At 61.8% G+C, this 25111-nt stretch carries 24 protein-coding genes; 20 read left to right on the forward strand and 4 right to left on the reverse strand.

The genetic code is table 11. The features are described 5' to 3' along the window. The first annotated feature begins 21 nt into the window (after positions 1 to 21). The 4 genes from EFD56_RS14995 to EFD56_RS15010 are packed head-to-tail and all read left to right on the forward strand — an operon-like array spanning position 22 to position 6729. Positions 22 to 1263 carry an MFS transporter gene (locus tag EFD56_RS14995; RefSeq protein ID WP_064827452.1) on the forward strand — a complete coding sequence of 414 codons (1242 nt, stop codon included), beginning with the start codon at positions 22 to 24 and terminating at the stop codon, positions 1261 to 1263. 18 nt (positions 1264 to 1281) lie between these two features. After that, positions 1282 to 3732, forward strand: a complete 2451-nt coding sequence (nirB, locus tag EFD56_RS15000) for a nitrite reductase large subunit NirB (protein WP_126905634.1) — start codon at positions 1282 to 1284, stop codon at positions 3730 to 3732. 4 nt (positions 3733 to 3736) lie between these two features. After that, positions 3737 to 4072 carry a nitrite reductase small subunit NirD gene (gene nirD, locus EFD56_RS15005; RefSeq protein ID WP_020921100.1) on the forward strand — a complete coding sequence of 112 codons (336 nt, stop codon included), beginning with the start codon at positions 3737 to 3739 and terminating at the stop codon, positions 4070 to 4072. Then, positions 4072 to 6729, forward strand: coding sequence for a nitrate reductase (locus EFD56_RS15010; protein ID WP_126905635.1), 2658 nt, complete (start codon positions 4072 to 4074; stop codon positions 6727 to 6729). Before nirD ends, EFD56_RS15010 begins: the two co-directional genes overlap by 1 nt. Positions 6730 to 6755: 26 nt before the next feature. On the opposite strand, the gene EFD56_RS15015 is transcribed toward EFD56_RS15010, so the two are convergent. Beyond that, positions 6756 to 7436 carry an HAD-IA family hydrolase gene (locus tag EFD56_RS15015; RefSeq protein WP_184332983.1) on the reverse strand — a complete coding sequence of 227 codons (681 nt, stop codon included), beginning with the start codon at positions 7434 to 7436 and terminating at the stop codon, positions 6756 to 6758. Positions 7437 to 7847: 411 nt separating this feature from the next. On the opposite strand from EFD56_RS15015, the gene EFD56_RS15020 reads away from it, so the two are divergent. The 5 genes from EFD56_RS15020 (at position 7848) to EFD56_RS15040 (ending at position 13347) form a co-directional block, all read left to right on the forward strand. Further along, positions 7848 to 8174: a hypothetical protein gene (locus tag EFD56_RS15020; protein WP_009997973.1), complete on the forward strand. Its 327-nt coding sequence runs from the start codon at positions 7848 to 7850 to the stop codon at positions 8172 to 8174. 186 nt (positions 8175 to 8360) lie between these two features. Then, on the forward strand, positions 8361 to 9809 hold the full coding sequence (locus EFD56_RS15025) for a cryptochrome/photolyase family protein (protein WP_126905637.1): 1449 nt from the start codon (positions 8361 to 8363) through the stop codon (positions 9807 to 9809). Further along, complete coding sequence (locus EFD56_RS15030; protein ID WP_126905638.1) at positions 9806 to 11143, forward strand: NAD(P)/FAD-dependent oxidoreductase; 1338 nt, start codon at positions 9806 to 9808, stop codon at positions 11141 to 11143. The genes EFD56_RS15025 and EFD56_RS15030 overlap by 4 nt, the downstream gene beginning before the upstream one ends. After that, positions 11140 to 11991 (forward strand): DUF1365 domain-containing protein, encoded by an 852-nt coding sequence (locus tag EFD56_RS15035; RefSeq protein WP_126905639.1) that lies wholly within the window; start codon positions 11140 to 11142, stop codon positions 11989 to 11991. Before EFD56_RS15030 ends, EFD56_RS15035 begins: the two co-directional genes overlap by 4 nt. A gap of 96 nt (positions 11992 to 12087) precedes the next feature. Next, positions 12088 to 13347, forward strand: coding sequence for an SAM-dependent methyltransferase (locus tag EFD56_RS15040; protein ID WP_126905640.1), 1260 nt, complete (start codon positions 12088 to 12090; stop codon positions 13345 to 13347). Here EFD56_RS15040 and EFD56_RS15045 read toward each other — a convergent pair whose 3' ends face one another. Then, positions 13348 to 14181: an SDR family NAD(P)-dependent oxidoreductase gene (locus EFD56_RS15045; protein WP_037114409.1), complete on the reverse strand. Its 834-nt coding sequence runs from the start codon at positions 14179 to 14181 to the stop codon at positions 13348 to 13350. A 100-nt stretch (positions 14182 to 14281) separates the two neighbouring features. After that, the gene (locus EFD56_RS15050) at positions 14282 to 14941 is read right to left on the reverse strand and encodes a ChrR family anti-sigma-E factor (RefSeq protein WP_184332985.1); all 660 of its coding nucleotides are present in this window, start codon (positions 14939 to 14941) and stop codon (positions 14282 to 14284) included. 222 nt (positions 14942 to 15163) lie between these two features. Between EFD56_RS15050 and EFD56_RS15055 the strand changes: the two genes are divergently transcribed. The 5 genes from EFD56_RS15055 (at position 15164) to EFD56_RS15080 (ending at position 19564) form a co-directional block, all read left to right on the forward strand. Then, complete coding sequence (locus EFD56_RS15055; protein WP_064818052.1) at positions 15164 to 16201, forward strand: cysteine synthase A; 1038 nt, start codon at positions 15164 to 15166, stop codon at positions 16199 to 16201. 5 nt (positions 16202 to 16206) lie between these two features. Then, positions 16207 to 16944: an alanyl-tRNA editing protein gene (locus EFD56_RS15060; protein ID WP_037114406.1), complete on the forward strand. Its 738-nt coding sequence runs from the start codon at positions 16207 to 16209 to the stop codon at positions 16942 to 16944. 15 nt (positions 16945 to 16959) lie between these two features. Next, the gene (sseA, locus tag EFD56_RS15065; protein ID WP_126905641.1) at positions 16960 to 17829 is read left to right on the forward strand and encodes a 3-mercaptopyruvate sulfurtransferase; all 870 of its coding nucleotides are present in this window, start codon (positions 16960 to 16962) and stop codon (positions 17827 to 17829) included. A gap of 5 nt (positions 17830 to 17834) precedes the next feature. Continuing rightward, positions 17835 to 18395 (forward strand): GNAT family N-acetyltransferase, encoded by a 561-nt coding sequence (locus tag EFD56_RS15070; RefSeq protein ID WP_126905642.1) that lies wholly within the window; start codon positions 17835 to 17837, stop codon positions 18393 to 18395. Between the two features lie 659 nt (positions 18396 to 19054). After that, on the forward strand, positions 19055 to 19564 hold the full coding sequence (locus tag EFD56_RS15080) for a DUF1203 domain-containing protein (protein ID WP_126905643.1): 510 nt from the start codon (positions 19055 to 19057) through the stop codon (positions 19562 to 19564). Between the two features lie 16 nt (positions 19565 to 19580). On the opposite strand, the gene ald is transcribed toward EFD56_RS15080, so the two are convergent. Next, positions 19581 to 20699 carry an alanine dehydrogenase gene (gene ald, locus EFD56_RS15085; protein ID WP_126905663.1) on the reverse strand — a complete coding sequence of 373 codons (1119 nt, stop codon included), beginning with the start codon at positions 20697 to 20699 and terminating at the stop codon, positions 19581 to 19583. A 156-nt stretch (positions 20700 to 20855) separates the two neighbouring features. On the opposite strand from ald, the gene EFD56_RS15090 reads away from it, so the two are divergent. The 6 genes from EFD56_RS15090 to EFD56_RS15115 all read left to right on the forward strand — a co-directional run bounded on the left by EFD56_RS15090 (position 20856) and on the right by EFD56_RS15115 (position 25023). Then, the gene (locus EFD56_RS15090) at positions 20856 to 21317 is read left to right on the forward strand and encodes an Lrp/AsnC family transcriptional regulator (RefSeq protein WP_126905644.1); all 462 of its coding nucleotides are present in this window, start codon (positions 20856 to 20858) and stop codon (positions 21315 to 21317) included. 71 nt (positions 21318 to 21388) lie between these two features. After that, positions 21389 to 22285 (forward strand): DMT family transporter, encoded by an 897-nt coding sequence (locus tag EFD56_RS15095; RefSeq protein ID WP_064818048.1) that lies wholly within the window; start codon positions 21389 to 21391, stop codon positions 22283 to 22285. Positions 22286 to 22456: 171 nt separating this feature from the next. Then, positions 22457 to 22954, forward strand: coding sequence for a TetR/AcrR family transcriptional regulator (locus EFD56_RS33705; RefSeq protein WP_164736833.1), 498 nt, complete (start codon positions 22457 to 22459; stop codon positions 22952 to 22954). 34 nt (positions 22955 to 22988) lie between these two features. Beyond that, entirely contained in the window at positions 22989 to 23720 is a 732-nt protein-coding gene (locus tag EFD56_RS15105) for an SDR family NAD(P)-dependent oxidoreductase (protein ID WP_126905645.1), read from the forward strand. After that, positions 23720 to 24451 carry an SDR family NAD(P)-dependent oxidoreductase gene (locus EFD56_RS15110; RefSeq protein WP_261341270.1) on the forward strand — a complete coding sequence of 244 codons (732 nt, stop codon included), beginning with the start codon at positions 23720 to 23722 and terminating at the stop codon, positions 24449 to 24451. Before EFD56_RS15105 ends, EFD56_RS15110 begins: the two co-directional genes overlap by 1 nt. Before the next feature lie 170 nt (positions 24452 to 24621). Beyond that, on the forward strand, positions 24622 to 25023 hold the full coding sequence (locus EFD56_RS15115) for a PilZ domain-containing protein (protein ID WP_085742313.1): 402 nt from the start codon (positions 24622 to 24624) through the stop codon (positions 25021 to 25023). Positions 25024 to 25111: the final 88 nt, after the last annotated feature.

Genomic DNA, 25111 nt, shown 5'->3' on the forward strand with positions numbered 1-25111 from the left:
TTGTCGGGCCACGGAGAAGCCATGTCTGTCATCGAGAAAGTGCAGCCCATGTCCGCCGGCGAACCAGCCAAAGCATTGTGGATCTCCACGGTTGCCTTCACCCTCTGTTTCGCCGTCTGGACGATCTTTGCGATCATCGGCATCCGCATCAAACAGGAGCTCAACCTCAACGAGGCCGAGTTCGGATTGCTGGTCGGCACACCGGTTCTGACCGGTTCGCTCGTGCGCATCGTCCTCGGCATCTGGACGGGGCGTTACGGCGGCCGTCTCGTTTACACGCTGACAATGCTTGCCGCCGCAGTGGCAACCTTCCTGCTCTCCTACGCTCACACCTATACGCAGATGCTGATCGCCGGCCTCGGCGTCGGGCTTGCCGGCGGCTCTTTCGCGGTCGGCGTCGCCTATGTCTCGCCCTTCTTCCCCGCGGAGAAGCAGGGAACGGCGCTCGGCATCTTCGGTGCCGGCAATGTCGGCGCGGCTGTCACCAAATTCGCCGCTCCCTTCGTGCTGCTCGCCTGGGGCTGGCAGGCGGTTGCGGAAATCTGGGCCGTCTGTCTGGCGCTGATGGCTATCGTCTTCTGGTTCACCACGACTGACGATCCGGCCTTCCGTCTGCGCCGCGAGCGCGGCGTCGCCTCCAAGAGCCTCGCCCAGGAATTCGCACCGCTGCAGAACGTCCAGGTCTGGCGCTTCTCGCTCTACTATTTCTTCGCCTTCGGCGGCTTCGTCGCCCTGTCGCTGTGGCTGCCGCGCTACCTGGTCGGCGTCTACGGCTTCAACCTCGAAACTGCCGGCATGATCGCGGCGGCCTACTCGATCCCGGGCAGCATCTTCCGCGCCTTCGGCGGTGTGCTGTCGGATAAGAAGGGTGCACGCAGCGTCATGTATGCGATGTTTGCCGTCTCGGCCGTGGCCACCCTCATCCTGTCGCTGCCGGCCGCGACCATCACACCTGTGATCTTCATCGTCGTCATCTTCGTGCTCGGCTTCTTCATGAGCCTCGGCAAGGCCGCCGTCTATAAGCACATTCCGGCCTATTATCCCGACAGCGTCGGCGCCGTCGGCGGCATCGTCGGCATGATGGGCGGTCTCGGCGGCTTCATCCTGCCGATCGCCTTCGGCCTCCTCAAGGACATGACCGGCCTCTGGTCCAGCTGCTTCCTGCTGCTTTTCGCAATCGTCGCGATCTCGCTTATCTGGATGCACCTGTCCGTCAAGCAACTGTCGCGTCAAGGGCACTCGGCGCCCGTGGCTGCAACCTAATCCAAGGGACTTGAACGTATGACCGAAAAACTCGTCATCATCGGCAATGGCATGGCGCCCGGGCGCATGCTGGAGCACCTCTTCGAACGGGCGCCCGGACGCTATGAAGTCACGATCTTCAATGCCGAGCCGCGCGTAAATTACGACCGTATCATGCTGTCGCCGGTCCTCTCGGGCGAGAAGGACTACGAGCAGATCATCATTCACGGTGACGGCTGGTACATCAAGCATGGCATCATGCTCTACAAGGGCCACAAGATCATCAACATCGATCGTGATGCCAAGACGGTCACCTCCGACCATGGCGTTACTGAAAGTTATGACAAGCTGGTGATCGCCACCGGCTCCGTGCCCTTCATCATCCCGGTGCCCGGCAAGGATCTGCCCGGCGTCATCACCTATCGCGATCTCGACGACGTGCAGGCCATGCTGCTTGCCGCCCAGTCGCGCGAAAAGGCGGTCGTCATCGGCGGCGGTCTGCTTGGTCTCGAAGCGGCGGCCGGCCTCGCCCAGCGCGGCATGGACGTCACCGTTCTGCACGTCATGCCGACGCTGATGGAGCGCCAGCTCGATCCCGCCGCCGGTTATCTCCTGCAGAAGGCGGTCGAGGAACGCGGCATCAAGGTCATCTGCAAGGCCAATACCAAGGCGATCATCGGCAATGGCAAGGTCGAAGGCATCGAACTCGACGACGGCCGCATCATCCCGGCAACCCTCGTCGTCATGGCCGTCGGCATTCGTCCGAGCGTCGGCCTGGCGAAGGACGCCGGCCTTGCGGTCAATCGCGGCATCGTCGTCGATGCCGGCATGCAGACCTCGGACGGCGATATCTTTGCGCTCGGCGAATGCGCCGAGGTGGGCGGCATGGTCTACGGCCTCGTCGCGCCTCTTTACGAGATGGCCCGCATTGCCGCGGCACATCTGTCGGACGACCGCACGCCTGCATTCGTGCATGCGGACACGCCGACCAAGCTGAAGGTTACCGGCATCGAACTCTATTCGCTCGGCGATTTCGCCGACGGCGATGACCGCGAGGAGATCGTGCTGCGCGATGCCAGCGCCGGCGTCTACAAGCGCCTCGTGCTGAAAGACAACAAGATCATCGGCACGGTGCTGTACGGCGAGACCGCCGACGGCGCCTGGTTCAATGATCTGAAGAAGAAAGCGACCGATATTTCGGAGATGCGCGAGACGCTGATCTTCGGTCAGGCCTACCAGGGAGGGTCGCCGCTGGACCCTATGGCGGCCGTTGCAGCCTTGCCGGATGACGCGGAAATCTGTGGCTGCAACGGCGTATGCAAGGGCAAGATTGCCTCGACGATCACGAGCAAGGGGCTGACGTCGCTCGACGACGTGCGCGCCCATACCAAGGCCTCCGCCTCCTGCGGCTCCTGCACCGGCCTCGTCGAACAACTCATGGCGCTAACGCTCGGCGACGGCTACAATCCGGCCGCCGTTCAGCCGATGTGCACCTGCACCGAACTCGGCCATGACGACGTTCGCCGCCTGATCAAGGCAAAGGGTCTAAAGAGCATTCCCGCCGTCATGCAGGAATTGGAATGGAAGACCTCCTGCGGCTGCGCCAAGTGTCGCCCGGCGCTCAACTATTACCTCGTCTGTGACTGGCCGGACGAATATGCCGACGACTACCAGTCGCGTTTCATCAACGAGCGCGTGCACGCCAACATCCAGAAGGACGGCACCTACTCCGTCGTGCCGCGCATGTGGGGCGGCGTCACCAATTCGAACGAGCTGCGCGCCATCGCCGATGTCGTCGACAAGTTCGAAATCCCGATGGTCAAGGTCACGGGCGGCCAGCGCATCGACCTGCTCGGCATCGAGAAGGAAGACCTGCCCGCCGTCTGGGCCGATCTCGGCAAGGCCGGCTTCGTCTCCGGCCAGGCCTATGCCAAGGGCCTGCGTACGGTCAAAACCTGCGTCGGCTCCGACTGGTGCCGCTTCGGCACCCAGGATTCCACCGGCCTCGGCATCCGCATCGAGAAATTCATGTGGGGCTCATGGACGCCGGCCAAGCTGAAAATGGCCGTGTCCGGGTGCCCGCGCAATTGCGCCGAAGCAACCTGCAAGGATATCGGGGTGATCTGCGTGGATTCCGGTTTCGAAATCCATTTTGCCGGAGCGGCCGGTCTCGACATCAAGGGCACCGAGGTGCTCGGCTTGGTGAAGACCGAGGACGAGGCGCTGGAGCATATCGTGGCGCTGACGCAGATGTACCGCGAGCAGGCCCGCTATCTCGAGCGCATCTACAAATGGGCCAAGCGGGTCGGTCTGGATGAAATTCGCCGGCAGATCATGGGCGATGCCGAAAAGCGCAAGGCCTATTACGACCGCTTCGTCTTCTCCCAGAAATTTGCCCAGGTCGATCCCTGGTCGGAGCGTGTTTCCGGCAAGGACAAACACGAATTCAAGCCGATGGCGACGATCGGCTATCCACAGGCAGCCGAATAAGGAGATGGACATGAACTGGATCGCAATCGGTGACATCTCCGATATTCCCCTGCGCGGCGCACGCTGCGTGAAGACGCCGCAGGGCAAGATCGCCGTCTTCCGCACGGCCGAAAACGAGGTCTTCGCCATCGAGGATCACTGCCCGCATAAGGGCGGCCCGCTCTCCCAGGGCATCGTGCATGCCAAGGCGGTCACCTGCCCGCTGCACAACTGGGTGATCTCACTCGAAACCGGCAAGGCGCTCGGCGCCGACGAGGGCGAGGTACGGACCATACCGGTCCGCAATGAGGACGGCGCCCTGTTCATCGCGCTCGAAAGTCTGTTGATGGCGGCTGAATAATGGCGGCTGAGGTCAAGACCACCTGCCCCTATTGCGGCGTCGGCTGCGGCGTTATCGCCACGGTCGACGACGCCGGCGCCGTCAGCGTCAAGGGCGACCCCGAGCATCCGTCGAATTTCGGCCGGCTCTGCTCGAAGGGTTCGGCGCTGGCCGAAACCATCGATCTCGACGGCCGGCTGCTTTATCCCGAAATCGCAGGCGCGCGCAGCGGCTGGGACGAGGCACTCGATCTGGTCGCCCGTCGCTTTTCCGAAACGATCGCCGAACACGGGCCTGATTCCGTCGCCTTCTACGTCTCCGGCCAGTTGCTGACCGAAGATTACTACCTCGCCAACAAGCTGATGAAGGGCTTCATCGGCTCGGCCAATATCGACACTAATTCCAGGCTCTGCATGTCCTCGTCCGTGGCCGGGCATCGCCGCGCCTTCGGCGCCGATACCGTGCCAGGGACCTATGAGGATATCGAGCTTGCGGATCTGGTGGTGCTCACCGGCTCCAACCTCGCCTGGTGTCATCCCGTCATCTATCAGCGGCTGGCCGCGGCAAAGGCGGCGCGGCCGAACATGCGGATCGTAGTCATCGATCCGCGCCGGACGATGACATGCGATATCGCCGACCTGCATCTGGCCATCCGCCCGGACGGCGACGTCGCGCTGTTCATGGGGCTGCTTGCCCATCTCGCCACAAGCCCTGCGATCGACCAGAACTATATCGCCTCCCATACGGAAGGTTTCGCCGGCGCCTTTGCTTCAGCCGCAGCGCTTGATATCAACGATCTGCTCGAACGGACCGGCCTGCCGGCCATGCAGATTCGCGAATTCTTCCGCCTGTTCGAGACGACATCGAAGGTCGTCACCTGCTACAGCCAGGGCGTCAACCAATCCTCGTCCGGCACCGATAAGGTCAATGCCATCCTCAACTGCCACCTGGCGACCGGCCGCATCGGCCGCCCAGGCATGGGCCCCTTCTCGCTGACCGGCCAGCCGAACGCCATGGGCGGGCGCGAAGTGGGCGGTCTCGCCAACATGCTCGCCGCCCATATGGCAATCGAAAATCCTGAAGACCGCGACCGCGTTCAGCGCTTTTGGGAATCGCCGGTCATCGCATCAAAACCCGGTTTGAAAGCGGTCGACATGTTCCGCGCCGTCGCCGACGGGCGCATCAAGGCGCTCTGGATCATGGCCACCAATCCTGTTGTCTCGATGCCGGATGCGAACAGCGTCGAAAGCGCAATCGCCGCCTGTCCCTTCGTCGTCGTCTCCGACATTCTGCGAGAGACGGATACGGCCCGGCACGCACAGGTGCTTCTGCCCTCGCTCGGCTGGGGCGAGAAAGACGGCACGGTCACCAATTCCGAACGGCGCATTTCCAGGCAGCGGCCGTTTCTCGGCATATCAGGCGATGCGAAGGCCGACTGGTGGCAGCTCGCCGAGGTCGGGCGCCGCATGGGATTTGCTGCCGCCTTCGACTTCGATGCGCCGGCCGAAATCTTCGCCGAACACGCCGCCCTTTCCGCCTTCGAAAACAACGGCAGCCGCGACTTCGACATCGGCGCCCGCGCCGACATGACCGGCGCCGCCTATGACGAACTGTCGCCCTTCCAATGGCCGCAGGCGGCAGGCAGCTCGCCCGGCGTCACCCGCTTCTTCGCCGATGGCGGTTTCTACCATGCCGACGGCAAGGCACGCTTCGTCGCGGTGGAACCGCCCGCAACCGATCGCACCAATGCTGACTTCCCCTTCACGCTGAATACCGGGCGCATCCGCGACCAGTGGCACACGATGACGCGAACCGGAAAGAGCGCCAGGCTTTCCGCCCATATCGCCGAACCCTTTGCCGAGATCCATCCGCGCGATGCGATCGAGGCCGGCATATCGAGCGCCGGTCTCGTCGAGATCGACAGCCCGCACGGCCAGGCGATCGTCCGGGCCCTGGTGACCGATCGCCAGGCGCGCGGCGGCATTTTCGCACCGATGCACTGGAACGACCAGTTCGCGGCAAAAGGTCGGATCGACGCGCTTGTCGCGCCGATCACCGACCCTTTTTCCGGTCAACCGGCGTCGAAAAACGTTGCCGTCGCCGTTCGCCCCTTCCGCGCCACCCATTACGGTTTCGCCGTTTCGGCCGTCAAACCGGCCATGCCTGACGCGGCCTATTGGGCGCTGGCGAAGGCCGTCGGCGGCTGGAGGCTGGAACTTGCCTTCTCCGAAGCCGTCGACGACTGGGTGGCCTGGTGCCGCGCGGTTTTCGCCATTCCCGACGAAATCGAACCGCTGGGTTATGCCGACCGGCAGACCGGCGACCTCAGGCTTGCATTCTTCGACGGCGAGACGCTGCTTGCCGCCCTGTTCCTTGCACGAGAGCCGGTCGCCGTCGCGCGCAATTGGGCGATCTCGCAGCTTTCCGTTGCGCACGGCGATCTGAGGAAACGCTTTGCGCTCGTTGCTGGTCGTCCCGGGGCTGGCAGGCCGGATCCGGGTGCGACCGTCTGCTCCTGCTTCAGCGTCGGGGTCAACCAGATCGCCGCTGCCGTGCGCGGCGGATGCCACAGCGTCGAGGCCGTCGGCAAGGAAACGAGCGCCGGAACCAATTGCGGCTCCTGCCGCAGCGAAATCGGCCGGATCATTGATCGCTGTCTTGCCGCGGCCGCGGAGTGAAAGGCAGGAAACCGAAATGCGGCCTGCTATAAGGCCGCGTTCGAGACGACGAGCATTTTATGGTCGTCCGAGATGCGAACCGAGATCTGATCATAGGATGGGAGGGTCGGGTGAAGTGTCTCCATCTTGTGGTGATGGGTAGCCGTAACGACCATGACATCGGCGCCTGCGGCCTCTCCAGCGGCGATGCCGGCAGCAACATCCTCGAACACCAGGCAATCCTCCGAACTGACACCGAGGCGTTCGGCACCGAGGATATAACATTGCGGATTGGGTTTTCCGACCGTCACATCCTCGGCCGTCACCATGAACCTCGGCCGCGGCAAACCTGCCGCCTCCAGCCGCCGGTGCGCCAGACGCAAAGGTGAAGAGGTGACGATCGCCCAGCGATCCGGCGGCAGCGAGTTCAGGAAAGCCGCCGCTCCTGGAATGGGAACGACGTCTCTGACATCAGCGATTTCCGCCTCGGTCACCAATTTTGCCTCATATTCGGGGTCGATGCCGGGCAGATTCAGCCGGGTAATCGTGTCGATGCCGCGCGAGCCGTGCATCTTAGGCAAAAATTCTTCGACATCGAGCCCGTGACGCCGCGCCCATTCGCTCCATGCGCGCTCGGCCGCGTGAATCGAGTTGAGGATGGTGCCGTCCATATCGAACAGGAAGGCGGCATAAGGCTTCTCGAAGCCGCGGGGCATCGGCAGGGACAAAGGCGGATCCTTTTGGGAGAGCATCGGATGGTTGTCGCTATCGCCGGATCAAACGGCAAATCAGCAGCTTTTGCAAGCTTTCAAGGCGACAGTCCATCTCGTGCCATGCATCAGGGGACGCAGTTTCAGCGGATCCGTCCGCGAGCAAATCCACATGGACCGGCAAGGGCGATAGACCGAGATCTGCCGCCTCGCGAGGGGTAATGATCAATAACGCCCTTGAGCTGCGGAGCGGCGTTTCCTCATGCCACTACGGCAGGTGGGCACGCCAATCCAGCGGCTTTGCCGTTACGGTTTATCTGCAGCGATACAAGGTACGCGTGCAAAGTTTCTCAGAAATTTCGGAACAATGATTCAGAGGTGTAGTTACCCAAGGGTCATCCAAGATGAAAATCAAAGGAGGATATCCTCATGACAAGATCCCTTATCGCCGCGTCGCTGCTGGCAATCGGCATGGCATCTTCGGCCTTTGCGCAGTCGAACCCCGATCCGATCGGGCCGACGAATGGTGGCTCGACCGATCCGAGTTCGGGTAACTATTCGTCCGATTACACCAACAGCGACAACGGTATTCATCCAGTACAGGTCGCTCCGGTCGATCCGACCACGACACAGAGCATCGGCCGGCCGCAGTCCATGGAATGCCCCGGCATGCCGCAGCAGATGTCCGGCGTCGATACGCGCGGCGGTCAGAGCGGCGCATCGATCAGCGAAGCGTGCCGCGAATACGACAACTAAACAGGCAATTTCTCCTCCCAAAGCGCGTCGCGCGAGCGCGCGTCATGCATGGAAAGGGCCGGTTCACGCCGGCCTTTTTTCATGTCGCGGCAGCGGTGAAAAACTCGCCGCGCGCTGAAACTTTTAATCCGGGCCTTCCGTACATCCGTAGCAGCTTGAACGGCACACAGATGGGGAACGGCTTCATTGGCAAAGGACGCAGCAAAACCTGTCATCCTCTGGTTTCGCAAGGATTTACGCCTTGATGACAACAAGGCGCTCAACGCCGCCCATTTTTCGGGGCGGCCGATCATTTCTCTGTACATAAGGGAGCCGGAGGCTGCAGGCACCGGTCCTTTAGGGGCGGCGCAGGCCTGGTGGCTGCACCATTCGCTGGAAGCGCTGGACGGCTCGCTGCGCAAGCGGCGCGGAGGGCTCTTGCTTGCCAGCGGCGAAGCGCTTGAAGTGCTCCGCGCCCTGATCAGGCAAAGCGACGCCGATGCCGTCTTCTGGAACCGGCGCTATGATCCGCCGGGCATCTCCATCGACGCCCGCATCGAGCACGAACTGGAAAAGCGGGCGATCGAAGTGAAAAGCTTCGGCGGCCAACTGCTGCACGAACCTTCGCAGCTGATGACCGGCAGCGGCACACCCTATCGCGTCTATACGCCTTTCTGGCGCGCGCTCGAGAGCTCCATCGAACCCGAGCCGCTGGACATTCCGTCGAAATTACAGCTGGCATCGAAGCTTCCCGGATCGGAAAAGTTGGAGAGCTGGAAGTTGCTGTCGACGCAGCCGGACTGGGCGAGCAATTTCGCAGATCTCTGGACGCCCGGTGAGGAAGGCGCTCAGGAAAAGCTTCGCACTTTCATTGAGGATAGGCTCGACGGCTACAAGGAAAACCGTGACTATCCGGCAAAACCGGCAACATCGATGCTGTCGCCGCATCTGGCGCTCGGCGAGATCTCCCCTGCCCGCATCTGGGATGCGACGCGCGGCTTGTCGAAACACGTGCCGGCCGCCGACATCGTGCATTTTCGCAAGGAAATCGCCTGGCGCGAATTCTCCTATCACCTGCTCGCCCATTTCCCGCGTCTTGCGACGGCCAACTGGGACGACCGTTTCGACGGCTTCGAATGGCGTCGCGCCGAGAAAGATTTCAAAGCGTGGTCCCGCGGCATGACCGGCTATCCGATTGTCGATGCCGGCATGCGCCAGCTCTGGCGTTACGGTTGGATGCACAATCGCGTGCGGATGATCGCCGCCTCTTTCCTCATCAAGGACCTGATGGTCGACTGGCGCCACGGCGAGGCCTGGTTCCGGGATACGTTGGTCGATGCCGACCCGGCCAACAACGCGGCAAGCTGGCAATGGGTGGCGGGGTCGGGCGCGGATGCCTCGCCGTTCTTCCGCATCTTCAATCCTGTGCTGCAGGGCGAAAAATTCGATCCCGACGGCGACTTTGTCAGGGCTCATGTGCCGGAGCTTCGGAAGCTCGACGCAAAATATATCCACCGGCCGTTCGAGGCGCCGAAGAGCGTGCTCGACGCGGCTGACGTCATCCTTGGCGAGACTTATCCGGAACCCGTCGTCGATCACGCCGGAGCCCGCAAGCGGGCGCTCGCCGCCTACAACGCCATAAGGGGCGCGGCATGAACGCGCATTTCGGTTCCACTCCGCGGCGGCTGAAAATCGCCGTCATCGGCTCCGGCATTTCCGGCGCCTCCGCAGCTTGGGCATTGCGTGAGGTGCATCAGGTTACGCTTTACGAGAAGCAGGCGCGGCCAGGCGGCCATACGGCGACGGTCGACTTGGATTACGAAGGATTTCGGATTGCAGTCGATACCGGCTTCATCGTCTATAACGAATTGAATTACCCGAACCTGACGGCGCTCTTTGCCGAGCTCGGCGTTGCGACACATGCGAGCGACATGAGCTTCTCGCTCTCACTCGACCGCGGCAAACTGGAATGGAGCGGCGGCGGGCTCTCGTCGATCTTCGCCCAGAAGCGCAATCTGCTGCGCCCCTCGTTCCTCTGGATGATCCGCGAGATCCTGCGTTTCAATCGCACGTGTCTCGCAGATCGCGCCGCCGGCCATCTCGCCTCGCGATCACTCGGAGACTATCTCGACTGGCGCGGCTTCTCGCCCGGCTTCACCAACAATTATCTCGTGCCGATGGCAGCAGCGATCTGGTCGACGCCATCGGCCCGCATGTTGCAGTTCCCGGCGGAGCATTTCGTCAATTTCTTCGACAATCACCGCCTGATCTACCACCGGCAGCAGCAATGGCGCACGGTGACGGGGGGTAGCCGCACCTATCTCGACCGGCTGCTCCAGCCGCTCGGCGAGCGAGTGAAACTGTCCTGCGGCGTGCGTGGAGTGATCCGCTCCGAACATGGCGTTACGATCATCGACGAAACGGGCAGCGAACGCGCCTTCGACAAAGTGATCTTCGCCTGCCACGGCGATCAGACGGCACGCCTGCTCACCAATGCCACCGGGCTCGAAAGCAGACTGCTTGCCGCCATCCCCTATCGGCCGAACCGCGTCGTCCTGCATCGCGACGAAGCGCTGATGCCGCAGCGGCGCAGGGTCTGGGCGTCATGGAACTATTTGCGCTCGAGCCATACGGATGGAATGGCGGGTGTAGCGGTCACCTACTGGATGAACCGGCTGCAGGGCATCGACTACAGATTCCCGCTGTTCGTGACGCTCAATCCGGGCCGCGAACCGGACCCTCGCAAGGTGTTTGCGGAATTCACTTACGAGCATCCGCAATTTTCAGCCGAGGCCATGGCGGCGCAACAGGCGCTGGCGGCCATTCAGGGGGAGAATCATTGCCATTTCGCCGGCGCCTGGACGGGATACGGCTTCCACGAGGATGGGCTCGTTTCCGGCCTGGCGGCAGCCGAGGCCCTCGGTGGGGTCATACCCTGGAGGCCTTCCCGAACCATCTTCCACGAACCCCGAACGGATACGGCGGCATGAGCGGGCGAGATAAGAGACGCGGTATCAGCATGACTGAAAACGGCCCTCCACCGGATACCGCAGCGGCGCTCTATGTCGGCGACATCATGCATCAACGCACAAAACCCTTCGGCCATCGCTTCCGCTATCGGGTATTCTCGCTGCTCGTCGATCTCGACAGGCTGGAGGAGGCCGGCAGCCTGTCGGCGCTGTTTTCCGTCAACCGAGGCAATCTCGTCTCTTTTCACGAACAGGATCATGCCGCTGCCGGCAGCGCGACGTTGCGCGCCTATGCCGACCGGCTGCTTGCCGAGGCCGGGCTCGAACGCGCCGTAAACATATTGCTTGTCTGCTATCCCCGCATTCTCGGCTATGTCTTCAATCCGCTCTCCGTCTATCACGCCTATGATGGCGACGGCGCGCTCGTCGCGATGATCTACGAGGTGCGCAACACCTTCGGCGAGCGGCATAGCTATGTCTGCCCCGTGGGGCATGGCGAACTGTCCGAAGGCGGGCTTCGCCAGAGTTGCAATAAGCTCTTCCACGTCTCGCCTTTCGTCGGCATGGCGGCGCGCTATCATTTCCGCATGCTGCCGCCCGGCGAGCATATCCGCTGGCGGATCCTCGAAACCGATCGCGAGGGCCCGCTCCTTTCGGCGACGTTCTCAGGACGGCAGGTCCCTTTGACCACCGCCTCGCTTCTCGGGCTGACAGCGCGCATCCCGTTCCTCACCTTCAAGATCATTGCCGGCATTCATTCGGAAGCGCTTAAGCTCCTGCTGAAGGGTGCGCGTTATTTCAGGCGCCCCATGCCGCCACCTGAAGTCAGCATCCACCGGCCCCGTTCGCTTGCAGATGCGCCGGAATAACATTAGCGTTTGACGCAATGGCCGGAGGCCGCCCGAGCACATCGCCCCGGATGTGTCGTCGTCCTTAACCGGCAAAAAAATGCTGGAGGAGGTTGGATGAACAAGGCGCAGGACCGGAATCTGCTGGCCGGGGACGCGGTGACGCTGACGGCCGAAAACATATCCCGTCTGGTAAAAGGGCTGCCGTTCAAGGCGAAACTGGCGCTACGCGGGCTTCTGCGCATGCAACACGGCTCGCTTGCGGTTACCCTCCCCGACGGTCGCAGGCTGCTGATCGAGGGCAAGAAGGCCGGGCCGAAGGCGGCCCTCAGCCTCAACAACTGGAACCTTGCCTACCGGGCGCTGACAAGCGGCACGATCGGGGTTGCCGAAACCTATATGGACGGTGACTGGGACAGTCCTGATATCACCGCCTTCCTCGAACTTTTCCTTGTCAATGGCGAGGCCGCGCACCGCTATGCCCACGGCAAAAGCGGCGTCGGCCGCCTTGTCGAGCGTGTCCGCCACTGGAAGAACGCCAATACCAAGGCGGGCTCAAAGCGCAACATCTCCGCCCATTACGATCTCGGCAATGATTTCTACCGGCAATGGCTCGACCCGAGCATGACCTATTCCTCAGCGCTCTATTCGACTGGCGCCAACGATCTGCGATCGGCCCAGAACGCCAAGTACCGCGCGCTCGCAGACGCGACCGGCATCGCGCCCGGCGATCATGTGCTGGAAATCGGCTGCGGCTGGGGCGGTTTTGCCGAATTTGCGGCCAGCGAGCTGAACTGCAAGGTAACCGGACTGACGATCAGCCGCGAGCAGCTCGCCTTTGCCGAGGAGCGCATCCGCAAAGCCGGCCTCGATGATCGAGTCGAATTCCGCTTTCAGGACTACCGCGACGCGGCCGGGCTCTATGACCGGATCGTGTCGATCGAGATGTTCGAAGCGGTCGGCGAGAAATATTGGCCGTCCTACTTCTCCAAGCTCCGCCAATGCCTGAAGCCCGGCGGCAAGGCCGGGCTGCAGATCATTACCATCCGCCCCGAAGCCTTCGATCAATATCGCAGCAATCCTGACTTCATTCAGAAATATGTCTTTCCCGGCGGCATGCTGCCGACGCGCAATCATCTCGCCGAACTCGCCGGCAAGGTCGGTCTGTCACTGGTCAGGGACTTCAGTTTCGGGCTCGACTATGCCCGGACGCTGGCCGAATGGCGCGAGCGCTTCCGGTCGGTCTGGGAACGCATCCGCCCGATGGGATTCGACGAACGTTTCAAGCGGCTCTGGGAATTCTATCTGTTCTATTGCGAAGCCGGCTTCCGTGCCCGCAATATCGATGTGCGCCAGGTCGTGTTCTCACGCAGTTGATCATTCCGCCGGATGCGGCGTCATCGGATGGCGACCCGTTGAGGACGGCCGCTCTCGCCAGCCGGTTACGCGGTTTACCAGCGCGAAATAAGCGCTGTAGGGAAGCAAGCGCGCCAGCTTCATCAGAGCGGTGAAACGCTTCGGGAAAGTGATCTCGAAGGCCTGCGATTTCAGACCGGCGGCGATTTGCCGGGCAGCTTCATCGATCGAGACGAGGGCCGGCATGGGAAAGGCATTCTTTCGCGTGGCCGGCGTGTCGACGAAGCCGGGGCTGATGAGCTGGATGCGGATGCCGATCTTGTCGAGATCGAATTTCAGGCTCTCGGCCATATTGATCAGCGCCGCCTTGGTGGCGCCATAGGCGGCGCCGGTCGGCAAGCCGCCATAGCCGGTGACGGAGGAGACGATGGCAATCTGCCCCTGCCCTTTCGCCTTCATGTGGCGGATCGCCGGCAAGAGACAGTTGACGACGCCGGAAAGATTGACGGCGAAGCTCTTTTCGAAATCGGCGCGATGCAGGTCCTCGGCATGAACGGGCAGATAGATGCCAGCATTGAGGATCGCCATGGCGAGCGTGCCGTGCTCGTATTCGATGGAGGCCATGGCATGTTCCATGTCCTCGGCATCGGTGACGTCACCGTCGAGAACGACGATGCTGCCGTCAAGGCCGCGGGCCTCGGCCTGCAGCTCGACCAGTTTTTCATGGCTCCTGGCGGTGACGGCGACCTTGTATCCCTCGCCGGCGAGCTTCAGCGCGAGCGCCCGGCCGATCCCGGAACTCGCGCCCGATATCCAGACGATTCCATGTTCGGGACGGGCGATGAAATCACGCATGACATGTTCCTCCGGCTCAGCCTGATCAACACGAAAACAGGGCCCGGAAGTTTTCATCTCCTCCCGGATTTACGGCTCTATCACACCATTGTGGCTGCTTTCAGCCGATCAGGTCGCCGATCATCTGACGAAGGGATCCGGTGAGCCTGACCGGCCCGTTGGAAACGGCAAAGGCGATGCAGGGCCTGTCCTTTTCGGCGACCGGCCGATGCTCGACCGTCTCATCGGCGATGGAGATGTCGCCAGGACCAAAATGGCCGCGTTCATCGTTGAAGGCGCCGTCGAGGATGAGGATCAGCTCCATGCCTTTATGGGTGTGGGCCGGTAATGCGCGGCCCGGACGGATCCACATCAGGCTGACCTCGCAGCCCTGCATGTCGAACGAATAGTCCTTGAAACCGGGCAAGCGCCGGCGCCACGGCACGTCCTCGGCTTCGAAGCCGAGCAGATCGCGCAAAGCCTGGGGAAATGGCGCCCCTGCCGGCCCCTTGGAAACATGGGATCCGGAGGCGGGAGGCGCAGAGGAAAAGATTGCCGCAAGCCGCTGGTCGCGATCGGCAATGGCGGCTTCCGGTGAGCGCTCCAGGGCTTCCCCGGCCAAAAGCTCGAGGCTGCTCACCAGGCGTCGATTATCCGGCTTCATTTGCAAATGGGATCGTACCAGCACCCGCGCCGGCTCGGGCAAGGAACCGGCGACGTAATGCGCCATCAATGCGTCGATCGTATCGATCTGCTCGTGAACCATGTCGGTTTTGGTCACGCCCTGTTGCTGCGTTCCGCTTCGGTTTGTCGTCATCTGTACGGGTAAAGTCAATCTTCGGATCACAGCGCAACCGCCGGATGCCGGGTGATGCGCCTTTTTAGGCAGGAAAGCGAAATTTTGTCGTGGCCGACAGAGGCATGGAATAGCATTTCTTGCCAACACAGCCTTGTGAAGGGAAAAGACCGTTCTTAAAGTAAGAGTTCGAAAGAGGCAGATTCCATGACCTTCCACCCCTCCGTCCTCGAAGCCATCGGCAACACGCCCCTGATCAAACTCAAGGGCGCCTCGGCGGCAACCGGCTGCACCATTCTCGGCAAGGCCGAGTTCCTGAACCCCGGCCAGTCGGTCAAGGATCGTGCTGCGCTCTTCATCATTCGTGACGCCGAGCGGAAGGGGCTGCTTCGGCCCGGCGGCGTCATCGTCGAAGGCACGGCCGGCAATACCGGCATCGGGCTGACGCTGGTCGCCAAGGCACTCGGCTACCGCACCGTCATCGTCATCCCGGAAACGCAGAGCCAGGAAAAGAAGGACGCGCTGAAACTGCTTGGCGCCGAACTCGTCGAAGTGCCCGCCGTTCCCTACAAGAACCCGAACAACTACGTGAAGGTATCGGGGCGGCTTGCCGAGCAAATGGCAAAGAGCGAGCCGAACGGCGCGATCTGGGCAAACCAGTTCGACAACGTCGCCAACCGGCAGGCACATGTCGAAACGACCGCACCGGAAATCTGGAAGGACACCGACGGCAAGATCGACGGCTTTATCTGCTCCGTTGGTTCCGGCGGTACGCTGGCAGGTGTCGCTGCCGGCCTCAAGGCTTTCAAGGCCGACATCAAGATCGGCATCGCCGATCCCGATGGTGCCGCTCTCTATGAATTCTACCAGAACGGCACGCTGAAATCCGAAGGTTCATCGATCACCGAAGGCATCGGCCAGGGCCGCATCACCGCCAATCTCGAAGGCTTCACGCCGGACTTTTCCTATCGGATCTCCGATGCCGAAGCCCTTCCCTATCTTTTCGATCTCGTCGAAAACGAAGGCCTGTGCCTCGGCGGCTCGACGGCGATCAATATTGCCGGCGCCGTCAATCTCGCCCGGGATCTCGGCCCAGGTCACACGGTGGTGACAATCCTCTGCGACTACGGCAACCGCTATCAGTCGAAACTCTTCAACCCGGATTTCCTGAGGTCGAAAGGACTGCCCGTTCCGGGCTGGATGGCGAGGTCGTCCGACATACATGTTCCCTACGAACCCGTGTGAGACCCATGCCCGTCAATGCCCTCTATCGTGACGACTTCTATCTCTCGACATGCGAGGCGGTCGTCACCGCCATTCACGACGACGGGGGCATCGAACTCGACCAGACCTGCTTCTATGCCGCATCGGGCGGCCAGCCCGGTGACACCGGTCAGCTTGAACGCGCCGACGGCAGCAAGATCGCGCTCGGTCAGACGAAACATGGTGCGAGCAAGGATATCATCATCCATGTGCCGCTCGAAAATGAGCCGCAGCCTGAGATCGGCGAAACCCTGGTGCTGCATGTCGATTGGCCGCGCCGCTACAGGCTGATGCGCATGCACACGGCCTGCCACTTGCTGTCCGTCGTCTGCTCCTATCCGATCACCGGGGCGGCGGTCGGCGAGGAGGAAAGCCGCATCGACTTCGACATGAGCGAGACGATCGACAAGGACGAGGTCACGGCCAGGCTGATGGAACTGGTCGGCCAGAACCATCCGGTTTATCTGCAATGGATCACCGACGACGAGCTTGCGGCCAATCCCGATATCGTCAAATCGAAGAATGTGCGCCCGCCGATGGGGCTCGGGCGGGTCAGCCTCGTCTGCATCGGCAAGAACTCCTCGATTGACAGCCAGCCCTGCGGCGGCACACATGTCTCTGAGACGCAGGAAGTCGGCCAGATTCACATCGCCAAGATCGAAAAGAAGGGCAAGGAGAACCGGCGCTTCCGCATCCGCTTCGGCGTGCCCGGCGACGAAGCCTGACAAGGGAGACCATTAATGACTGAGAGCAAGAGCCGTTTCGTCGTCTCCGCCGACTGGCTGCAGGGCGAGCTCGGCAAACCGGATCTGCGTGTGCTCGACGCTTCCTTCTATCTGCCGGCGCAGAAACGCGATGCCGATGCCGAATATGCGGCTGGCCATATTCCCGGCGCCATCCGTTTCGATCAGGACAAGATCGCCGACCATTCGACGTCGCTGCCGCATACGATCCCCTCGCCCGACTATTTCGCCACCGAAGTCGGCCGGCTCGGCATCAGCGAGAATGATCGCATCGTCGTCTATGACGGCATCGGGCTGTTCGCCTCGCCGCGCGTCTGGTGGCTGTTTCGGGTAATGGGGGCAAAGAACGTCTTCGTGCTCGATGGCGGGCTTGACGGCTGGAAAGCCGAAGGCCGTCCGCTCGAAACCGCCGCGCCGCCCTATGCGCCGGCGACCTTCACTCCTGATTTCGACGAAAGCCGCGTGGTGACGCTCGATACGATGCGCGACATCGTCTCAAGCGGCGTGATGCAGATCGCCGATGCCCGCAGCGCCGGCCGTTTCGCCGCCACCGAGCCTGAGCCGCGGGCCGGCATGCGCTCCGGCCATATGCCCGGCGCCCGCAGCCTGCCTTCCGGCGTCTTTGCCAGCCAGGGCCGGTTCAAATCACTGCCCGAACTCCGCCAGACGATCGAGGATGCCGGCATCGATCTTTCGAAGCCGGTCGTCACCTCCTGCGGCTCGGGAATCACGGCGGCGATCATCACGCTGGCGCTGGAATCGCTCGGCCATCATGACAACAAGCTTTACGACGGTTCCTGGAGCGAATGGGGCAGTCGTGACGATACGCCTGTCGTCACCGGCCCGCCGACGCCGGTCAAAGCCTGACCGCCATGGGAAAGACACCCGCTTCGCTGAAAGCTCACATTACGCGGCTCGAAATGACGGGAGCGCCGAAGGCCAGCATGCCGGTGCCGGTCAATATCCAGACGGCGATCATGCGCGCGCCCGGCATACCGCTGCCCTTCTACCGCTATCTCTACCGGCAGGTCGGCGCGCGCTGGCAGTGGGTGGACCGGCTGCGCATGAGCGACGAGCAGCTTGCCGCGACACTGAACGACAAGCGCAACAATATCAGCGTTCTCTATGTGAACGGGGCGCCGGCCGGCTTCTATGAATATTTCTGCGAAGACGAGGAGACCATCGAACTCAGCCATTTCGGCCTGATCGAACATGCGCTCGGCCTCGGCATCGGCAAATGGTTCCTGCTGCAGGCGCTCTATGCCATCTGGTCGCTCAATCCGAAGCGCGTCACCACGACCACCAACAATCTCGACCATCCGCGCGCGTTGCAGCTCTATCAAATGTACGGCTTTTCCCCGGTTTCAACCGGCACTGGCATCGTCCGGCCGCTCAGCGACAAGGAACTGCTGGAGATCGCGCGGAAGGGCTGATGGCTTGGTCTGCTTTCCGGTGCATCTGTCTGCGTGCTGACCACCTCAAGTACCCAGGCTATGTGGTGAACGCCTCCACCTCCCCTCCCTTCATTCCTTTGCCCGGCACAGGAATCCAGCCACGGCGCGTCTGCGCCGTGAATGAAGCAACACTTCAAGGGAAGAGTCTCCCGCGCCCAAGGACTTGGGCGCGCTGGATCCCTGTGACGAGCACAGGGAGGGCGTAGTAAGTGCCGGCCTAATGAAGCACCCGTTGTGATGTATCTCTGTACGCTGGCGGCGAGTTTGGCGAGAACGCCAACCACACTCTCCGTCGTCCTCGGCCTTGAGCCGAGGACCCATGCCACGGATGCTGGTGGATGCCGTGTGGATGCTCGGCTCAAGGCCGAGCATGACGGAGGGTGGGGTGGGCAGGAGAAACCATTCACCGCGCAGATGCCGGTGTCAGTGACGCCATCGGCACGCGAAACCAGACAATGCCAGCCACGGCCTAAACTGACTTGGTGAGGGAGGAGAGTGGCATTTCCCTCAAACGTTGATGAATTGGCTGCCTGGCGTTTTGCAACGGCGATCTCGACAAACAACAACTGGCGCAAGAAACGGGTGGCTTGGATGGCGGTCCGGGCGCAATTTCATGGCGATCACAAAGGAGATTTGCCATGACCGCCATCCGTTTTGCCGCCATGCCGACTGCCGATGCCAGAGCCCTCTGGGACGGCAGCCGCGACGCCTATGACAATCTGCCCGAGACGATGATATCAGACGGTGACGGCAACCCTTGCCGCCACTGCCTGCAGGATATCGACGAGGGCGAGGAAATGCTGGTTTTCGCCTACCGGCCCTTCCCGGAACTGCAGCCCTATGCCGAAACCGGGCCGATCTTCCTGCACAAGCAGCGCTGCGCGCGTTACGCCGCGGAGGAAATCCTGCCGCCGGTGCTGACGACCAGCCGCGATTTCATCGTGCGCGGCTACGGCGAAAACAACCGCATTGTCTATGGCACCGGCGCGGTGACCGCTATTGCCGATATTCCCGCCTATGCCGAGACATTGCTGGCACGGCCCGAGATTGCCTATGTGCATGTGCGCTCGGCCCGCAACAACTGCTTCCAGTGCCGGATCGACAAGGCAAACGCGCCGGCCCTGACGGAGACCGGCGCCCTCACCTAACCCAGAGTCAGGCAGTTTACGCCACGTTCAATACGCTCTCCGGCGCGAAGGCTTCGTAGCCGAGGGCTTCGGCGACCGGCTTGCTGGTGATGCGGCCCTTATGCACATTGAGGCCGTTTCTCAGGTGCTTGTCTTCGGCAATGGCGCGCAGGCCGCGATCGGCGAGCGCCAGCCCATGGACCAGCGTGGCGTTGTTCAGCGCGTGCGCCGAGGTGACCGGCACGGCGCCGGGCATGTTGGCGACGCAGTAATGCACCACGCCGTCGACTTCGTAGGTCGGATCGGAATGGGTCGTCGCATGCGAGGTCTCGAAGCAACCGCCCTGGTCGATGGCGACGTCGACGATAACGGAGCCCCTTTTCATGCCGGACAGCATTTCGCGCGTGACGAGCTTCGGGGCAGCCGCGCCGGGAATGAGCACGGCGCCGATGACGAGGTCGGCCGAAAAGACCTCCTCCTCCAATGCCTGGATGCTGGAATAACGCGTGTGCACGCGGCCCGCAAAAATGTCGTCGAGTTGGCGAAGGCGCGGCAGCGACTTGTCGAGAATGCTGACATCGGCGCCGAGGCCGGCGGCCATTCTGGCGGCGTGCAGGCCAACGACGCCGCCACCGATCACCGTGACCTTGGCCGGCAGCACACCGGGTACGCCGCCAAGCAGGACGCCGAGACCACCATTGGCCTTCTGCAGCACGGTCGCTCCCGCCTGGATCGACAGCCGTCCCGCCACTTCCGACATCGGCGCCAGCAGCGGCAAGCCGCCGCGGTCGTCGGTTACCGTCTCATAGGCGATGGCAGTGACGCCGGAGGCGACCAGACCCTTGGTCTGCTCGGGGTCGGGCGCCAGATGCAGATAGGTGTAGAGAAGCTGACCGTCGCGCAGCTGCGCCCATTCGGAGGGCTGCGGCTCCTTCACCTTGACGATCATGTCGCACTTTTCGAAGATATCCTTGGCGGAGGCGGCGATCTTCGCGCCAGCCGCAGCGTAGGCGGCGTCATCGGCGCCGATGCCGGCGCCCGCCTTGGTCTCCACCCAGACCTCGTGGCCATGGGCGACGTATTCGCGCACCGAAGCCGGCGTCAGGCCGACGCGATATTCATGGTTCTTGATTTCCTTCGGGCAACCGACACGCATTGGCGTTCCTCTCATTTTGTCTCCGCGGTCGCGGATCTCCTCGCAGGATGAATCCAACCACCAAGACAACGAAATGTCCTTGCAAAGACGATTTGCACGGAAGCGATTTTTCGCGGATTATTGCGCGATCATCATTATTTTTCGAAGGTTCCTCGAATGACTGCTCTCGACACCATCGATCTTGCGATTCTCAAGGTCCTGCAGGCCAATGCCCGCATCACCAACGCCGAGCTTGCCGAAAAGATCGGGCTGTCGCCTTCGGCCTGTTCGCGCCGGCTCGACATCCTCGAACGAAGCGGTGTCATCGGCGGCTATCACGCCCGGCTTTCGCACAAGGCACTCGACTACAAGATGATTGCCATCGTGCATATCTCGCTCTCCGGCCAGTTCGCCAAGACGCTGGCGGAATTCGAGGCGGCGGTGAAACTCTGCCCGAACGTGCTCGTCTGTTACCTGATGTCGGGCGAATATGATTATATCCTCCGGGTCGCCGCCCGCGATCTCGAGGATTACGAGCGTATCCATCGTGACTGGCTGTCGGCGCTTCCCCATGTGGTCAAAATCAATTCGAGCTTCGCGCTCAGAGAAATCATCGACAGGCCGAATGTGGGGCTTTGAGACCTTGCATCTTCGTTGAAAGCCTGCCCAGACTTTGGCGCGCCCAGGCGTTTCCCGTTCAATGGCAAATCATGACATCGAAGACCCACGGTTATATTTTCGCTCTGCTGGCGATCACCATCTTCTCTCTGCAGGACGCCATCTCGAAACATCTGGCGTCGACGTACCCGCCGATCTTCGTGACGATGATCCGTTATTGGGCCTTCGCGCTGTTCACGATCGTCCTCGCGTCGAAGATGCGCGGCGGCCTCAAGGCGACGGCCCGCACCAAACGGCCGCTTCTTCAGGTGGTGCGCGGCGTGCTGCTTGCCGTCCAGGTGGTTCTGGCCATCACCTGCTTTGCCGTGATCGGCCTTGCCCGCTCACAAGCGATCTTTTCCGCGACGCCGATCCTGATCGCGCTGCTGTCGATGCCGATCCTCGGCGAGCGGGTCGGATGGCGACGGTGGACGGCGATTAGCGTCGGGCTTTTCGGAGTGCTGCTGATCCTGAAGCCGGAAGGCGAGTTTTTCGATGTGAAGCTGCTTCTGGCCATTCTTTCGTGCTTCAACTTCGCCTTCTATGTCATCGCCACCCGTCTCGCCAGCCGCGACGATTCGTCGATGACCAGCTTCTTCTATACCGGCGTCATCGGCGCCATCACGATGACCGCCATCGGCCCGTTCTACTGGAGCTGGATGTCCGTGGGAGACTGGGGCTGGATGGCGCTCGTCTGCATGACCAGCATTTCCAGCCACTATTTCCTGATCCGCGCCTACGATCTTCTCGATGCCGCCGCCGTCCAGCCGCTGACCTATCTGTCACTGGTCTATGCCTCGATCATCGGTGTAGCGATCTATGACGAAACGCTCAGTCTCAACACTATCATCGGCTCGATCATCGTCGTTGCAGCCGGCATTTTCACCGTCTGGCGCGAGCACGTGGTGGGCCGCAGGGCGGCTGTCGCTCGAGTTCCGCGCGCCCAATAGGACGCTCTATCGCTTTGATAAAAACGTTCGGCGCAGAAAGACCGTCTGTCGCTTATCGTCCTGTTCCTCGTCGCATTTCAGTGCACATGGGTAGAGCGATCATTCTACTTTTCTCCAATGACAACGAGAAAAGAAAAAATCGCCGGTGATCTTGACCGCCAGTTTGCGGAGATGGGTTTCGCCGAACAGGGCGTCGAAGCGCTGCGAGCGGGGGCCGATGTGTCCTTGCGAACGCTGTACAAGTATTTTCCGAGCCGCGAAGCGATGGTGGTTGGAGCGCTGGAGCATCGCGACAAATCCTATTTCGACTGGCTCGCGGGCGGGCCTGAGAGCGGGATCGAGCATGTTCTCCATCCGATCGTTCGGCTCGGTGACTGGTTGCGTGAAGTGGCGAACACCGGCTGTCTCTTCCTGAATGCATTGGCGGAACATCCAGACAGCGCTGCTATTCGCGAAACCGTGCTCGACCATAAGGCGCGGCTTGCGGATGAATTTCGTATCCGTCTGCAAACCATTGCTCCCGACAAAGACGTAGAGCGGATCGCCGAAACGCTTTTCCTCCTTCACGAAGGCATGACGCAGACTGCGCGCCTGCATGGACGAGATCGAGCGACGGAGGCGGCACTTCGAGCGGCGAAAGCAGCGTTGGCGGCGGAGGGTATCGCGTGAACTATTATCGGCTTCCAATCCTGAGGGGATCGAAATGAGATTTTCCGACAAGAAAGTCCTCGTCACCGGTGCTGCCGGCGGTATCGGGGCGGCCATCGTGCGCCAACTTCGCGCCGAGGGAGCACGCGTGGCGGTTGCCGACCGCGATGTTTCTGATATCGAGGCCGAAGTGCATCTGCCTGGCGACCTCCTGGGAGCGGCCTATGCCGATGGGTTGCCGCAGGCCGCCTTCGAGGCGCTCGGCGGTCTCGACGTCGTCGTCAACAATGCCGGCGTCATCACCCGTGGAAAGGTGACCGAAACCACGGACGCCGATTGGGACCTCTCCGTCGGTGTCAACATGCTGGCGCCGTTTCGGATCAGCCGTGCGGCGATCCCACTTCTAGCGGCCGGAGGCGGTGGCGCGATCGTCAACACCGCTTCCTGCTGGGGCCTGCGTCCCGGTCCCAACCATGCCGTCTATTGCATGACCAAGGCGGCCATTGCCTCGCTGACCCAATGCATGGGCATGGACCATGCCCACCAGAACATCCGCATCAATGCGGTCTGCCCGAATGAGGTCAACACGCCGATGCTGCGCACAGGCTTCATCAAGCGTGGGTTCGATCCGGATACGGCGGTTGCCGAGCTTGGCAAAACCGTACCGCTCGGCCGTATCGCCGAGCCGGAGGATATCGCCGATGTCGTGCTCTTCCTCGCGTCTGATGCCGCACGCTACCTGTGCGGCACGCTGGTCGAGGTAAACGGCGGAAAGGCGGTGGGCTGATGCGCTTCAAAGGAAAGGTTGCACTGGTCACCGGTGGCCGTTCCGGCATCGGTCAAGCGATTGCCCGGAGATTACGGGATGAGGGTGCGCAGGTTTTCACCGCTCAGCGTGGCGAAGACCAGGAATTCATGAGTTTTCCGGTCGATTTCGCCGATCCCGCCTCGGCGGGCCGGGCGGTTGAAAAAGTGGTCGCAGAGGCTGGACGGCTCGATGTGCTCGTCAACAATGCGGGCATGATGCAGGAGGCGCTCGCCGAGGAGATGACGCTGACGGATTGGGAGCGGAACGTCGCCGTCAATCTCACCACGCCCTTCATGCTGATCAAGGCCGCCTTGCCGCATCTAAGGGCGTCAACGGGCGCCATCGTCAATATCGGCTCGATCGAGGGTCTCGGATCGAACCCGAAGCATGCGGCCTATTGCGCGTCCAAGGCAGGTCTTCACGGCCTGACGCGGGCAATCGCGATCGATCACGGGGCCGAGGGTATCCGCTGCAATGCGGTCGCGCCGGGGTGGATCGATACCGACCTCAACGTGGATTTCATCGAGAGCATGCCTGACCCGCAGGCCTTCCGCCGCGAGATCGGCCGCATCCACCCGATCGGACGGACAGGACGGCCGGAAGAAGTGGCAGCACTGGTTGCCTGGCTTGCCTCGCCGGAAGCCGGCTTCGTCACCGGTCAGATCTGGACCATCGATGGCGGACGCATGGCGAAGCTGAGCCTGCCGTAAAGCGGATGTGAGATGGTGAGTGAGGCGGTTTGTTACCTTTCACACTGCGCGTAAAACAGATCTCATATATTGAATCGATCATATGATCGATTCAGTGCAATTTTAGCCAAGCCCCTAAAACCATTTCAATTTTCCGGCGCTATGCTCCCTTGGCAATTGAGGGAGACAGCATGAGCAGCAACTTGAAAATTACGGCGCGGAAGGCCGATCGGAAGAATTGCCGCGTCTTCGGCAGCGTCAAATATCTCAACAGCGAAGTGGATGTCCGAATTCTCAACCTGTCGGTGACCGGCGCCGCGCTTGAGACGAAGACGCCGCTCCAGGCCGCTTCCGGCAGCAAGGTGCGGATCGAAGCCGAAAACCTCGGCCTGCTCGAAGGCATCATCCGCTGGAAGCACAATGGCCGCATCGGCATCCAGTTCGACGTGAATTCGAATGCAAGGGCGCAGGTCTCCTCCTATTTCCGCTTCTTCCATCAGGAAATACGCCCTGTGCTGGCGGTGCGCCAACTGAGAGCCGCGACCAGCGTCGAGCGCCCGTCCCGTTCTGCGACGTTGACGCTGAAGCCTTAGGACTGAACCGCTTCCATAGCAAAGGAGCGGCTGAAATCGTTCCAGTTGCTACTGGTTGACATTGACGTCGAGCGCAACAGGAGCCTTG

This window comes from Rhizobium phaseoli (assembly GCF_003985125.1).
Lineage (GTDB): Bacteria > Pseudomonadota > Alphaproteobacteria > Rhizobiales > Rhizobiaceae > Rhizobium > Rhizobium phaseoli.

Bases quoted from the DNA above. Each gene is read 5' to 3' on its own strand.
- EFD56_RS14995 (WP_064827452.1), top strand. From the start codon at position 22: ATGTCTGTCATCGAGAAAGTGCAGCCCATGTCCGCCGGCGAACCAGCC.
- nirB (WP_126905634.1), top strand. From the start codon at position 1,282: ATGACCGAAAAACTCGTCATCATCGGCAATGGCATGGCGCCCGGGCGC.
- nirD (WP_020921100.1), top strand. From the start codon at position 3,737: ATGGACATGAACTGGATCGCAATCGGTGACATCTCCGATATTCCCCTG.
- EFD56_RS15010 (WP_126905635.1), top strand. From the start codon at position 4,072: ATGGCGGCTGAGGTCAAGACCACCTGCCCCTATTGCGGCGTCGGCTGC.
- EFD56_RS15020 (WP_009997973.1), top strand. From the start codon at position 7,848: ATGACAAGATCCCTTATCGCCGCGTCGCTGCTGGCAATCGGCATGGCA.
- EFD56_RS15030 (WP_126905638.1), top strand. From the start codon at position 9,806: ATGAACGCGCATTTCGGTTCCACTCCGCGGCGGCTGAAAATCGCCGTC.
- EFD56_RS15035 (WP_126905639.1), top strand. From the start codon at position 11,140: ATGAGCGGGCGAGATAAGAGACGCGGTATCAGCATGACTGAAAACGGC.
- EFD56_RS15040 (WP_126905640.1), top strand. From the start codon at position 12,088: ATGAACAAGGCGCAGGACCGGAATCTGCTGGCCGGGGACGCGGTGACG.
- EFD56_RS15045 (WP_037114409.1), bottom strand. From the start codon at position 14,181: ATGCGTGATTTCATCGCCCGTCCCGAACATGGAATCGTCTGGATATCG.
- EFD56_RS15055 (WP_064818052.1), top strand. From the start codon at position 15,164: ATGACCTTCCACCCCTCCGTCCTCGAAGCCATCGGCAACACGCCCCTG.
- EFD56_RS15060 (WP_037114406.1), top strand. From the start codon at position 16,207: ATGCCCGTCAATGCCCTCTATCGTGACGACTTCTATCTCTCGACATGC.
- sseA (WP_126905641.1), top strand. From the start codon at position 16,960: ATGACTGAGAGCAAGAGCCGTTTCGTCGTCTCCGCCGACTGGCTGCAG.
- EFD56_RS15070 (WP_126905642.1), top strand. From the start codon at position 17,835: ATGGGAAAGACACCCGCTTCGCTGAAAGCTCACATTACGCGGCTCGAA.
- EFD56_RS15080 (WP_126905643.1), top strand. From the start codon at position 19,055: ATGACCGCCATCCGTTTTGCCGCCATGCCGACTGCCGATGCCAGAGCC.
- ald (WP_126905663.1), bottom strand. From the start codon at position 20,699: ATGCGTGTCGGTTGCCCGAAGGAAATCAAGAACCATGAATATCGCGTC.
- EFD56_RS15090 (WP_126905644.1), top strand. From the start codon at position 20,856: ATGACTGCTCTCGACACCATCGATCTTGCGATTCTCAAGGTCCTGCAG.
- EFD56_RS15095 (WP_064818048.1), top strand. From the start codon at position 21,389: ATGACATCGAAGACCCACGGTTATATTTTCGCTCTGCTGGCGATCACC.
- EFD56_RS33705 (WP_164736833.1), top strand. From the start codon at position 22,457: ATGGGTTTCGCCGAACAGGGCGTCGAAGCGCTGCGAGCGGGGGCCGAT.
- EFD56_RS15105 (WP_126905645.1), top strand. From the start codon at position 22,989: ATGAGATTTTCCGACAAGAAAGTCCTCGTCACCGGTGCTGCCGGCGGT.
- EFD56_RS15110 (WP_261341270.1), top strand. From the start codon at position 23,720: ATGCGCTTCAAAGGAAAGGTTGCACTGGTCACCGGTGGCCGTTCCGGC.
- EFD56_RS15115 (WP_085742313.1), top strand. From the start codon at position 24,622: ATGAGCAGCAACTTGAAAATTACGGCGCGGAAGGCCGATCGGAAGAAT.